Origin of the sequence: Thalassospira sp., from assembly GCF_040218635.1 — a bacterium.
Lineage (GTDB): Bacteria > Pseudomonadota > Alphaproteobacteria > Rhodospirillales > Thalassospiraceae > Thalassospira.
Genome location: NZ_JAVJRB010000012.1, coordinates 448,885 through 461,573, shown reverse-complemented (window position 1 = coordinate 461,573; position 12,689 = coordinate 448,885). Strand labels below are relative to the sequence as shown.

The following is a 12,689-nucleotide window of genomic DNA, read 5'->3' as shown; positions in this document are numbered from 1 at the left end:
ATTTACCGACGCCAATTTTTGCCCTCAGGAACCCGTTTTAACGATTCGCTTCGTAATAACGGCCGAACCTGTTGGCAAGAAGGTCGTCTAGTTTGACTTCTTCCTGACGCACATAGCCTGCCCCCGGCAACGTCCCGGTCAAAACCATATCCATCACGGCGCAAAGCCCGGCAGATGTCGTAATCTGGATTGCCGACCAGTTTTTGCCGCCAATTTCAGTGCCGTGAACTTTGCGGATGAAGTTTTCTTCGCACAGCTCGCCATTACGGGTACCGATTGCATCGGCGAAAATTACGATCACATCCTGCTGCGTCACCGGAAGTGCGTTTTCAAAAATTTCTTTCATCATATCGGGGCGTTCGCCCAAGCGCAGATCTTCAATCAGGATTTTCAGAATTTCCTGATGCCCGGGATAGCGCACAGTTTTGTAATCAAGATTATCGACCTTACCTTCAAGCATGTCGCACAATGCGCCAACACCGCCTGATGTATTAAAGGCCTCATACTCAGTGCCATCAATTGTAAAGCGCTCATAGCCTTCTAACGGCAAAACTTCGACACGTTTGCCATTCAGGATCGCTTCGCATGGATTTAGATATTCATTGATCAGCCCATCGGTCGACCATGTCAGATTGTATTTCAAACGGTTGGTCGGGTTTTGCGGCAAGGCACCTACCCGCAAACGCAGCTTTCTAACCGTATCAAACCGCTTGAACAGATCATGCGCAGCAATTGAAATAAAGCCCGGCGCCAGACCACATTGCGGAACAAATGCCCCATCGGCACCCTTGGAAATTTCCCGAATGGCCCGGGTGGTTTCGACATCTTCCGTCACGTCAAAGTAAGATGCACCAACCGCGCGTGCCACACGGGCAATCGCCACATTCAGATAAAACGGACAGGTCGACAAGATCGCATCATAACCAGTCGCGACTTCGGTCAAGGCAGCTTCATCAGTAACATCAACCTTTATCAGGGTTGCGGCATGATCTTGCGCGCAATATTCCAGCATATCGCCATTGGCATCGGCCAAGGTTACCGCATAATCGCCGCTTTCATTAAGCATCACGGCCGCCATACGCCCGATTTTACCGGCACCAAGAATCAAAATCTTTTTCATTTTTAGAACTCCCAGACAAACGGTCGGAATGGAACAAACAGCCCTATCCGCCCTGATAATGTTGTTGTTTTGACCTGTTTATGCTCCGCCTCTGGACTAACGCTTTCAACCCGGCAATACTGTTAAAACACTTGAATAACCCGTCATTTTTATGGGTCGAACCGATGAAACGTCAGCTTGATGAAACCGACCGCCGCCTGATTGCCAGATTGCAGGAAAATGCCCGAATCCCGACCGCGGCACTTGCCCGTGATGTTAGGCTGTCACGCAGTGCGGTTCAGGAACGCTTGGAAAGACTGGAAAAGTCGCAAACCATTGTGGGATATACGGTGCGGCTTGGCGATAATGCCCGTCCGGTTTTGCTCGCCGAAGTCATGATCCAGCTTGAACAAAAGCAATCCGCAGGTGTTGTTGGCGCATTGCAGAACATTCCGCACTGTATTCGCTGCCTTGCCATTTCCGGTGAATATGACCTGATTGCCGAAGTTGCGGCCAATACCCCCGAGGAACTGGATGCCGTATTGGACCGGATCGGGGAATTATCCGGAATAAAGCGCACTTCAAGTTCAATCATCCTTTCCACCAAATTCGATCGCCGCTAAGATGCTCCAAAGGTTGGGGAACCTATTTTCGGAAAGAAACACTGAGTGAGATCAAAACGCAGATATTCTGTCCTTTCCGTCCTGTTGGCTGGCTTCATTAGCACCAGTGTCTTCGGCGTCGGTCTTTCCCTTTATGTCGGCCTTGGGACTGCCATTGAAAACACCCGAAATCTTTGGGTCATGCTGGCGGATATCGACCTGACATCAGTTCAGCGCACCATGAATGAACGCATGAACGAAGTGGATGAACGATCCGACTGGGTTGCCCAACAGGTCGCCGAAGGATCCCTTGATCCAAGCTTTCAGTATGGCTGGACCAATGCCATGCGCGCGCTTGCGGCAGCAGGCATGGATGTCATGGCCTATGGGTTGATTACCGGCGAACGGCAATTTATCGGCTTTAACCCCGAAGATATGAGCGACATCCGTCGCACCCTGCCGGCTGACGACATGCTGTTTTCCGAACTGGCGCAAATCCGCGGCCCGATCACCAATCGCACCGGCTTTCCGCGCTGGGACCCGTATTTCAACCGGACCGTTCTGACAAACTGGGTGCCCCTATTTTATGACGGGCACTATGTTGGCACCTTCATTCAATATCTATCACTTTCCAATCTGTCAGACAGCTTGCTCAGAGGACGCGAAAACCTGCCGGGCACCCCGTTTATCCTGATCGCAGGCAACCGTGTCATGGCACATCCGCGCCTAAGGGATTGGGGCGAGAACACAGCAAATGCCCTGATCAATGGTGCGGACATAGCACGCAGCCCGATCCCCCTTCCGACCATTCATGACATTGGTGATCCGGTTCTTGCCAATCTGGGCAAATCCGAGAACATCAAAAACGATCAGAACGACACGCGTCAGAGTGGCGGCCTCAAGCTGTCAGGCCTTGATCTTGATGATAAATATCACCTGATCGTCACCCGGCAGGTCCTGAACGCACCGATTTCGCCGGTGGTTATTGGCATGCATTTCGACGAACGACTGTTTGATGATGAATGGAATCGCCTTGTTCTTGCGTCTATTCTTGGTGGTGGTGTTCTCGTACTTGCGATCCTGGTTGCGATCTTTATGTCCAAACAGTTCACCAAACCAATTCGACGCTTTGCCGCTGCTGCGCGCGCGTTCGAGGATGAAGACATCGCATCTGTTGACGTCCCGCAACTCGTCGGAAGTCGCATTCGTGAATATGACGATGCAGCCCGGTCATTCAACAATATGATGATGGCTGTGCATGATCGTGAACGCATCACCAGCCTGTTTGGTAAGTTCGTCCCGCAATCGATTGCCAAGAAACTTCTGGCATCGGGCAACGATTCCGGGGTCTTGCCCCCTCAACAATCAGAAGCAACCGTTCTGTTTATTGATATCGCTGGTTTTACAACCATGTGTGAGGCACTTGATCCCAACCAGATTATTGCGATGCTAAACGACTATTTCGACTGTGCGACGCAAATCATCGAATCCCATGGCGGTATCATCACCCAGTTCCAGGGCGATGCAATTTTGGCAGTCTATAACGTGTTTGATGATCTTGATCACCATGCTGACGCTGCCTTGGATAGCGCCATTGCCCTTCAACAGCAGGTCACAACCAGAACCTTTGAAGGGCTTAAAATCAAAGTCCGCTGCGGGGTAAATACGGGATCGATGGTTGCAGGTAATGTTGGTGCCAAGGCCCGACTTTCCTTTACCGTTCACGGCGATGCGGTCAATACCGCCTCACGGCTGGAACAGGAAAACAAGGTTCTTCACACCGACATTCTGATTTCTGAAACCACGCGGGTTTTGCTTGTAGAACCGGACCGGGTGATCAAAGCAGGCGAAGTCCTGTTGCGCGGCCGCCACAGCATGACGGGACTTTACACGGTTCCGTCTGACAAAACTAAGTAAGGAGAATACCCAACATGGGCCTTCCCCTTTTTAAAGTCATTGTTGCATAAAGTAACGGGCAAAATTGGCCACGAACGGGACGATCAACGTCCCATAACGGCCGACCAATCCCAGGGGAACTTTAATGGCACGACGTCAACGACGCCTTTCAATTTTCGCTGTATTGCTCAGCGGGGTACTCCTAAGCAGCGTTGGCGGCGTTGGCATGTCGCTTTATTTCGGCGTGCAAACAACAATTGAAAACACCCGCGATCTTTGGATCACCATGACCAGCGCGGATCTTGCCAATGCCGAACGCGCTGTCGAAAATCGCATCACCCGTCTTGCCAACCGTAATAGATGGATTGCCTCGAAAATTGCCGAAGGGCGGGTTGATCCCAAAACCCCTTCCTTCTGGATCGATAATATTTCCTCGCTTATTGCCAGTGAGACGGACATTGCCGCCATAGGATTGACAACACCCGATGGCGATTTTTTTGGCTATGATCCTAAAACACATCAGTTTTTGAATACAAAAGCGGACCTTCTTGATGGCATTCTTGCTGAACAGCTCCCGCTTTTTGGTCCAGGGCCAAGCCAAACCCTGTTTCCATATTGGCAAAGTGCACTTCGTCAGGTCGTTATCGGCGAAGCCATTCCCGTTTTCCAGAATGGCCAATATCTTGGTCTGTTGATTCAATATCTGACATTGCCCGGCTTGTCGCGAACCCTTCCAAAACAGGAAGAAGGCGACGGGCGCACGGCCTTTATCATCGTCGATGATCACATTATCGCCCATCCCAGCCTGTCAAACTGGCAACGGGTCAACATGCGCGCAGACGACACCGCATTTGTCCCCAAAACCATCGAAGAAACCACAAGTGTCCTGCCACGCATTGATGAAATTGGCGATGCGGTCCTTGCACAACGCGCGCGCTGGCACCCCGTGGATTTGGGCAACAGCATTAAATACGCACTTGATCAGCGCCTTGATGTTTCCCAGGTCCAGATCAACTCGATCTACAGCATTATTGTTACCCGCGATGCACTGCAATCTTCGGCAGTACCGATTACATTTGGCATGCATTTCGAACCATCCGTTTTTGAAACCGAAGGTCGTCGCATCGATAACCTAATTATGATCGGTGCTGCGGTACTGCTGAGTGCACTAATCGGGGCCGCTGCCATTGCCCACTATTTCTCACGCCCGTTACGACGGTTCTCGTCTGCGACCCGGCAGCTGGAGGACGGCGACCTTCGATCCCTTCCCAAGCTCCCTTCAAGCATCGTCACAGAGTTCAATGATGCTGCGACTTCGTTTAATCATATGGTCGCCACCCTGAATGACCGCGAACGCATTGGACGGCTGTTTGGTAAGTTCCTGCCACCAGCAATTGCCGAACAACTTCTTGCCTCCGAAAGCGATGCAGGCACAATCGCACCACATAAATGCGTTGCCAGCATCCTGTTTGTTGATTTGCAGGGCTTCACAAGTATGAGCGAAAAGGCAGACCCCCAAGACGTTGTCGATACCCTGAACGCCTATTTCGCCGATGCAACGGCCATTATTGAAAATAACAAGGGGATCATCACCCAGTATCAGGGCGATGCAATTCTGGCTGTCTTTAACGCGGTTGGAGAATTACCCGATCATGCCGATGCCGCACTTGAGACCGCGATCTCGCTGCAGGAACTTGTTCATGCCAAACAGTTCAATGGCATAACCTTGCGATGCCGTTGCGGGGTTAATACGGGCGAGCTGGTTGCAGGAAGTGTCGGCGCACCAGACAGACTGTCCTTCACCGTCAATGGCGATGCGGTCAATAGTGCGGCCCGGCTTGAAGCCATGAATAAGGAACTGGGGACAAAAATCCTGATTGGTGAGACCACACGCAATCAGCTAAGTGACCCGTCCCGCGCCTTTCTTGCCAAAGAAGTCCTGCTACGTGGGCGCAGCGAAACGACGGCCGTTTATACCGTCACGCTGGATGGCATTGATTAAGGTTTGAAAGACGACACCAATCGCAAAACGACAAACAACAAAACGCCGCACTGGATAAACCGGTGCGGCGTTTTGTAAAACCTGTAGAAACAAGATACCGGGAATTAACCCTGGCGAGCCTTGAAACGTGGGTTCTTTTTATTGATCACGTATACGCGGCCACGGCGGCGCACGATACGGCAGCCTTTTTCCCGCAGCTTAGCGGATTTCAATGAGTTCCGGATCTTCATAATCTTAAACCTTAGAAACTTGGCCCCTTCGAGGAAGCCGGAAAATAGAAGTACGACATGCCCCTGTCAACACTTAAAACAGGTTGCGGCGACAGAAAAAAGAACTTGTCCCGTCAAAGTCGCCTGCAGCAGTCAGAAACCTGAGCGATTAGTTGATCGTTGCGTAGAACCGATAAAAGGCCAGCGTTCCATTTTCAAGCATTTTTACGCGATTCATCCACATTTCCATCTCTGGAACCAAATAATCCATCACATCCGGGTCCAAACCGCTTTTTTGAATATCGGAAAGCATCGTCATCCAAGCCGTTTTGACATGTTTCAGATGCGTTTCCGACTCATCCTTGGCAATGCGGATATCACATTTCAACGCGCCAAGCCGTGATTTATATTCCTGCGCCGTCCACGGAAACAGTTCATCATCTTCAAGTTTGGACCATTTTGCCAGATCAGCATCATCAAGATCACGAGTCAGAACATAATCCGTCAAAAGAATCTGCCCGTGCTCACGCAATGTACCGGTCAGGGATTCAAGGAATGTTGTTTTTTCGGGAATCTTGAACAATTCGCCAAAAGAATAAACAACGTTGAAATAGCCTTTGCGCAATTCCGGCTGCAACGGGTCGAATGTCTGAACCGGCACCTTTTTCTGAACCCCGGTCTGAACAGAACGTTCCATTCCAAGAAGTGCAAGCTCGCCGTCCTGCTCAAAGGCCGTCACCCACACGCCCAATCGATCAGCCAGAATGCGGGCAACCCCGCCAAGCTTCGCACCGATCTCAAGACAGCTCAGAGTTTCATCAAGCGCAAGCGGCTTTGCCAGTTCAAGCGCGTATTCGTGACCACCGGGAATCATGATCCCGCGATCAAACAGCTTGTCATAAAGCCGGATACGTTCTGGCGGCCAACGGCCAATTTCTTCGTCAAGATCAAGATCTTCAAGCTCTGGCTCAACCGGACGCGCCATATACATGCGCATTTTGCGCAACCAGTCGGCATAGACATCGATTTCAAGCTGAAGCAGGTAATACTCTACCGGGTCATCATACCCTTCCCACTTGGCCCGCATGCGTGTGCCAAAGCCAAGATGATGGCCCGGTGGCATTTCAAACTCGGACGCTTCGCCCTCGGACTGTCCGTCCTCTTCCGACATGTCGCCGTCTTCATCGACATTGCGTTGCCAAAATTTGAGTTTCAAGGCATCTACCTGTTTGTTCGAAATACGTGCTCAAGTGATTCTTGCAAAATATGGCAATTAGTCAAAAGTGACAACGTGTTAAGATTTCGACCATATGATTGCACCACACCATGCTGTCGCCAATATCGCGACCAGCTGAATTTTCGCGCCCGGAACCTCGTTAGGACAGGAATTTTCTTTCACCATGAACAATGACCGTCTCGGCATTTATTATCGCATGCTGAACATTGCACCGGGCGCGAGTGCAAAGGAAATCAAACTCGCCTATCGTAAACTGGCGTTTGAATATCATCCTGATCGCAATGCGCATGCAGATTCGGAAGACAAATTCAAAGACATCACCGAAGCTTATGAAATCCTGACGGGCGAACGCAAACCACCGGCACAGGCCGCAGGCAACGCAAAAAACTCTGCAAACAATGGTGCGTCGGCCAAGTCTGGCAGCACAGGGTATGGGCCAAATGCAGCCGGGCCGCAGAATGCCAATCGCACCAAGCAGGGTTTTGCCGGATCAGGGCGCAAAGCGGAAAAAGAAAAACCGACCACCGAAGACAAATTTGCCCGCGCCAATCAAGCTTACCGCGAACAACAAGCCAAGGCCAACACGCGCAAAAGCAACATTCATCCGGGTGCACGCCGCCACAACCGCAAAAAAACAGACAGCAATGCCCAAGGGTTTATTCAGTGCGCTGTCACTGGCGTTGTATCAGCCCAACCAAGACTGGTTGAATTTAAGATTGTCCGCGGTTTTTTGAACGGGTCCCGCACCGAAACCATTTCGGCCAACCTTGCCCCCAAAGGCGCAAAGCGGATGGCATTGAAGGCCAGTTTCAAAACATGGCTGCGTGGATTTTGGGGCTGGCGCAGCTTTGTCCCGGCATGGAAAGCCATTCTTGGCAATATGCGCGGCGGCACCCTCCCGCCCGAAGGCAATTCAAAGATGCTGTTTGTTCAGGCAACCGCGTTTGAACGATCAGGCAACAAGCCCCTTGCCCGCGCAGTCCTGATGCAGGCACTTGATTTCATTGGCACCAACCGGTCTGCCCTTGCCGAGCAAATCCGCACAAGCTTGCGTCGACTGGAAGATGGCACCCCCACCCGCCGCGTCCGTGATGAATGGAAACGTGCTGGCATGTTTGATGCACTCATGCATCTAAGCCCGCTATTTGTTCTGATTTTTGCAGGCCTTATTGCTTTTGGCCCGGGTCAGGGCTTTGTCACCCGTCAAATACCCGAACTGGTCGCCCGCCAAGGCACTGAAATCACCAAACAGGTCAAACAGCTGATCGGGGAAGACCGCGATCCTTATTATGTCGACCGCGAGTTCCTGAACATGCGCAAAGGCCCAAGCGTAAATGACAGCATCATTCGTCGCCTTACCCGGTTTGAAACGGTTTATATCGCCGGAGACAATAAGGATTTCTGGATTGAAATCGAAACACCCCTTGGCGAAACCGGCTTTGTAAACCTTGATGCACTGGTTCCGGGCAACGGGGCGACGGCGCGTGATACGTGGTGCACAACGAATAAATGCGACTGACCGAAACGGTCAGTCGCATCATAAACACTTAGTAAAAAATGCAATCGCAGCGGCCTTATGCCTTCGCCGGGATCGCTTTAAGTGCGGCAAGCAGATAATCCCAGAAACGTGCGACACTTGGCACATGGACACATTCATCCGGGCTGTGTGCGCGTTTAATTGTCGGGCCGAACGAAACCATATCCCAATGCGGATATTTCGATCCCAGAACACCACATTCCAACCCTGCGTGAATAACGCGGATTTCCGGGTCTTTGCCAAACATATCGCGGTGAACCGATTTCATCAGTTCAACAACTTCGCTGTTCGCGTTTGGCTTCCAGCCTGGATAAGCATCGCCCCATTCAACAGATGCGCCGATGTTTTCAAATACAGCGGTAGCCGCTTCACGGATCGCATCGCGTGCCGAATTGATCGAACTGCGTGCCGAAAGCGTCACATCGGCTTTACCGTCAGCAAGTTTGATGATTGCCAGATTAATCGATGTCTCAACAACACCTTCAACAGACGTGCTCATGGCCTGAACACCGTTTGGTGCGCCAACACAGGCATTGTTGAAATCCCTGGAATCCTTCGAACTCATTGCATTTTCTGGAAGTTCGGCATTCTTCGCAGCAATTGCGAAATTCGGTTCAATCGCACCGATTTCGTCCTGAACTTCACTGGCAAAGGTTTTAAGGGCGGCATCAAACGCCCCAGCATTGCCTTCCGGCAGAACGATGGTGGCAAAAGATTCACGCGGAATGGCATTGCGCGCCGTACCGGCATTGATGGCAACGATACGCGCATCGAAATCGCGAATTGCGCCGCGCAGGAACCGCGCCATGAGTTTGTTGGCGTTGCCAAGGCCCAGGATAATGTCGATGCCCGAATGACCGCCCTTAAGACCGGTCAATGCAATCTCACGTGCAACCTGCCCTGCACCGACGGCCTCAAGGCTATAGGTCCGGCTGGCGACAAGATCACCACCGCCTGCACAGCCAACGCACAGCTCATATTCGTCTTCGGTATCAAGATTAAGAAGAATGTCACCTTTCAGGCGCCCGGCCTCAAGGTTCATCGCACCGGTCAGGCCGCGTTCCTCATCAACCGTGAACAGCAGCTCAAGTGGACCATGTTCAAGACCGTCTTCGGTCATAAAGCCCATCATTGCGGCGGCACCAATACCATTGTCAGCACCAAGGGTGGTGTTATCCGCCGTAATCCATTCACCTTCAACCAGCATACGGATCGGGTCAGTATCAAAGTTATGGGTCGAACCGGAATTGGCCTGTGTCACCATATCGACATGGGCCTGCAAGATCGTCATTTTACGATCTTCATAGCCCGGCGTTGCCGGAACCGTAATCACAAGGTTCTCACCGCTGTCGCGGAAATGAGCAAAACCCTTGTCATCTGCCATTTTTTCCAGAAGAAGCAGAACCGCTTCTTCTTTGGTCGACGGACGCGGGGTGTCACAAAGCTTCTGGAAATTCTCCCAAATCGCGACCGGCGCAATTTTGCTGATCTCGTTCACGGTGGCGCTCTCCTGTTGGTGTATTTGGTATATTTGGTCTATGCGTTTTCGCGGGTTCAGCTTGTTGATTACCCTATTGGCATAGGAATTTAAAGATCATCTACGTGTTTTTGCGCAAAGCATGCGGAAATCGCGATCAGACAATCACAAGCTCACGCACCCTTATTGGAACGACATAAGCAGTTAAGTTATTCAACGCCCACGGTCGTACTGCGTCGCTGCAAAAGCATCACATCGCGCCATTGATCTTTCATGGGGCCATAGCTCATACGGCCCAAACCACGTTTGCGGCCGACCGTCTCAAATCCAAGCCTGTGATGAAGGGCAATACTGGCTTCGTTTTCTGGAAAAACGCCTGCTTCCAGCGACCAGATCCCTTCCTTTTCGCTTGCAGCAATCAAGGCGGCCAATAACGCCTTGCCAAGGCCCTGACCGTGGAAGTCCGGATCGACATATACGGAAATCTCGGCAACACCGCGATACACACAACGGTTAGAAACCCCTGATAACCCGGCCCAACCGACAACGCGCCCATCATCATCGCAGGCGACAAGCCGGCATTCATTCAAATGCCCGGCACTCCAGCTTTCCCACGTCCCGGCATCATCTTGAAAGGTCGCGTTTCCCGACAACAAACCCCGCGCATAAATATCAACAACGCTGGCCCCGTCATCATCGGTCATAGCACGAATGTTCATCCGCAATTCTCCCACAAACAAGTAGCCCCATCCGCATGGCGGTCAGGTGTAAAATTCGATTTTACAAGAAAGGAAAAAAACAGATAGCCCGATTAGGTATCAGACTCATTTTCGTGGGTTTTAAAGATCATCTGGTCACGCCCCGCCTCTTTGGCGGCATACATTGCTTCATCTGCAACCTTCATGGCATCAGACAGTTCGACAAATTTCTGCCGCCCTTCGCCGCCGACGGTCGCCCCGAAGCTTGCCGTGACTTTGGCAAAATTTTCACCGGCTTTGTCCACTGGCACTTCGATCGCCCGGATCATGCTTGCCAGACGTTCGCCAATTCGTTTGGTCACAGCCGCCGTTGCCGACGGCAACAAAACAGCAAATTCCTCTCCGCCCAGACGAACAACAAGGTCATCATCACGCAGGGCCTGACGCAACGTTTCAGCGACTTTTTCAAGGATCCTGTCGCCAACTGCATGCCCGTATGTGTCATTGATCTCCTTGAAATAATCAAGATCAAGAATGATCAGGCCAAACAGCCAGCTTTTGTCTTTCAAATGGCGAATTTCGCGCAGGCGACTAACCGCAATCTCAAACCCGCGCCGGTTTAGTGCGCGTGTCAGCGGATCGGTTGATGCAAGGGTATCAAGCATCTGCTCTTTGCGCTTGTGATCGGTGATGTCGGTGGCCGAGACCATGACACCGCCCCCTTCCATCATATTCATTCGAATATCAGCCAACCGGCCAGAAGGTGTTTGCATTTCATCAAGTGTTGCATGGCCATGACCATGCAGCTTCATCTTGGCACAGCATTCATGCAAGGCAGAGATATCAAAGGCCTGATCGTCACCGGCTGCTTTTTCCTGACCAAACAGCCGTGCAAATTCATGATTGTGATGAACAACGTTCAAACCGATATCAAGCATCGCCACAGCAGATGGCACCAGTCGAATAACCTCGGTGACGGCTTCTTCAAGGCCGGCTTTCGCCCGCACCAGTTCATGATGCATTTCAACTTCTTCACGCACGTCATGCGCGGTTGTTAAAATGGCCGGTTTCCCGTCATGCCACAGAATGCGTTCATCGGTCAGATCGCGCCAGACAGAACTTCCATCATCAAGAATATCAAGCACGCGATGACGATCCCCGCGGCGCTCACCGCTCAGAATATCTGCAACATGCTTGATAGCACGCGGGCGGTTATCTTCCGGGATAAAACGCAGAATATCGGGGTTCTCCATGAACCCACTGGCACTTTCCGCCCCCATCAGACGCGCAAACGATTCATTGACGTAAAGAGCGTTCATGTTGCGATGAACCATGACGCCGATAAAGGATCTGCCAAGCATGTGATCAACCTGCATGGCGGTTGTGCCATTATCAATCGCCTGTGCTGTCGTCAGAACAGCATTGCCCTGATCCCATTCGACCGTTTCATCGCTGATTTCCATCCAGACAGGGGTCCCGTCAGTCCGGATATTGTAAACTTTCTTCCAGCCATGGAAGCCGTTGCTCCCCTGATAGCCTTCTGAAAGTTTTGCTGCCTCATGGTGGAAACTTGGCGGGATATATTGCCGCATGTCAGGTTCACTCATGAAATCCTTAACATCGCGGCGTCCGAGCATCTTCGCATAGGCGTCATTGACATACACAGCTTGCAAATCTTTGTGTACGACAACGCCCACACGAGACCGCCCATACAGGCGTGCGATTTCCGTTGGTTCAAATCGCATCAACGTCCTGTTTCCCCCGAAACTCTGAATTCAAATGCGTCACACCGCGCATGCTGCGCCGCAAATTCAACCCATACAGATTACAACAGATCAGGCTTAATTAAAACCAAGGGATGCCCTACCTATTCCGACGAACAGCCTGACTCCAAGCTTGGTCGAGGCAATTAACAATCAATACGTCTAAGTA

Annotated in this window: 10 protein-coding genes; 4 read left to right on the top strand and 6 right to left on the bottom strand. The window is 51.4% G+C overall.

Translation table 11 applies throughout. From position 1 onward, the window contains the following. Positions 1-37: 37 nt before the first annotated feature. Positions 38-1,120, bottom strand: coding sequence for a saccharopine dehydrogenase family protein (locus RIC05_RS16100; protein ID WP_350045667.1), 1,083 nt, complete (start codon positions 1,118-1,120; stop codon positions 38-40). A gap of 164 nt (positions 1,121-1,284) precedes the next feature. Between RIC05_RS16100 and RIC05_RS16095 the strand changes: the two genes are divergently transcribed. From RIC05_RS16095 to RIC05_RS16085, 3 genes are all read left to right on the top strand, one after another. After that, positions 1,285-1,722: an Lrp/AsnC family transcriptional regulator gene (locus RIC05_RS16095; RefSeq protein WP_350045666.1), complete on the top strand. Its 438-nt coding sequence runs from the start codon at positions 1,285-1,287 to the stop codon at positions 1,720-1,722. Positions 1,723-1,767: 45 nt separating this feature from the next. Further along, positions 1,768-3,618, top strand: a complete 1,851-nt coding sequence (locus RIC05_RS16090; protein ID WP_350042767.1) for an adenylate/guanylate cyclase domain-containing protein — start codon at positions 1,768-1,770, stop codon at positions 3,616-3,618. Between the two features lie 124 nt (positions 3,619-3,742). Next, entirely contained in the window at positions 3,743-5,599 is a 1,857-nt protein-coding gene (locus tag RIC05_RS16085; RefSeq protein ID WP_350045665.1) for an adenylate/guanylate cyclase domain-containing protein, read from the top strand. Between the two features lie 104 nt (positions 5,600-5,703). On the opposite strand, the gene ykgO is transcribed toward RIC05_RS16085, so the two are convergent. Together ykgO and RIC05_RS16075 are read right to left on the bottom strand one after the other, a co-directional pair. Beyond that, positions 5,704-5,829 carry a type B 50S ribosomal protein L36 gene (ykgO, locus tag RIC05_RS16080; protein WP_007090004.1) on the bottom strand — a complete coding sequence of 42 codons (126 nt, stop codon included), beginning with the start codon at positions 5,827-5,829 and terminating at the stop codon, positions 5,704-5,706. Between the two features lie 148 nt (positions 5,830-5,977). Continuing rightward, positions 5,978-7,024 (bottom strand): phosphoethanolamine methyltransferase, encoded by a 1,047-nt coding sequence (locus tag RIC05_RS16075; protein ID WP_350042769.1) that lies wholly within the window; start codon positions 7,022-7,024, stop codon positions 5,978-5,980. 184 nt (positions 7,025-7,208) lie between these two features. On the opposite strand from RIC05_RS16075, the gene RIC05_RS16070 reads away from it, so the two are divergent. After that, entirely contained in the window at positions 7,209-8,564 is a 1,356-nt protein-coding gene (locus RIC05_RS16070) for a DnaJ domain-containing protein (protein ID WP_350045664.1), read from the top strand. A gap of 55 nt (positions 8,565-8,619) precedes the next feature. Here the strand turns inward: RIC05_RS16070 and RIC05_RS16065 are convergent, their stop codons facing one another. The 3 genes from RIC05_RS16065 to RIC05_RS16055 all read right to left on the bottom strand — a co-directional run bounded on the left by RIC05_RS16065 (position 8,620) and on the right by RIC05_RS16055 (position 12,502). Further along, a complete protein-coding gene (locus RIC05_RS16065) occupies positions 8,620-10,080 on the bottom strand; it encodes an aminoacyl-histidine dipeptidase (protein WP_350045663.1) in 1,461 nt (486 codons plus the stop codon). A gap of 188 nt (positions 10,081-10,268) precedes the next feature. After that, positions 10,269-10,778 carry a GNAT family N-acetyltransferase gene (locus RIC05_RS16060; protein ID WP_350045662.1) on the bottom strand — a complete coding sequence of 170 codons (510 nt, stop codon included), beginning with the start codon at positions 10,776-10,778 and terminating at the stop codon, positions 10,269-10,271. 92 nt (positions 10,779-10,870) lie between these two features. Continuing rightward, positions 10,871-12,502 carry a diguanylate cyclase gene (locus RIC05_RS16055; protein WP_350045661.1) on the bottom strand — a complete coding sequence of 544 codons (1,632 nt, stop codon included), beginning with the start codon at positions 12,500-12,502 and terminating at the stop codon, positions 10,871-10,873. Positions 12,503-12,689: the final 187 nt, after the last annotated feature.

Bases quoted from the DNA above. Each gene is read 5' to 3' on its own strand.
- RIC05_RS16100 (WP_350045667.1), bottom strand. From the start codon at position 1,120: ATGAAAAAGATTTTGATTCTTGGTGCCGGTAAAATCGGGCGTATGGCG.
- RIC05_RS16095 (WP_350045666.1), top strand. From the start codon at position 1,285: ATGAAACGTCAGCTTGATGAAACCGACCGCCGCCTGATTGCCAGATTG.
- RIC05_RS16085 (WP_350045665.1), top strand. From the start codon at position 3,743: ATGGCACGACGTCAACGACGCCTTTCAATTTTCGCTGTATTGCTCAGC.
- ykgO (WP_007090004.1), bottom strand. From the start codon at position 5,829: ATGAAGATCCGGAACTCATTGAAATCCGCTAAGCTGCGGGAAAAAGGC.
- RIC05_RS16070 (WP_350045664.1), top strand. From the start codon at position 7,209: ATGAACAATGACCGTCTCGGCATTTATTATCGCATGCTGAACATTGCA.
- RIC05_RS16060 (WP_350045662.1), bottom strand. From the start codon at position 10,778: ATGAACATTCGTGCTATGACCGATGATGACGGGGCCAGCGTTGTTGAT.
- RIC05_RS16055 (WP_350045661.1), bottom strand. From the start codon at position 12,502: ATGCGATTTGAACCAACGGAAATCGCACGCCTGTATGGGCGGTCTCGT.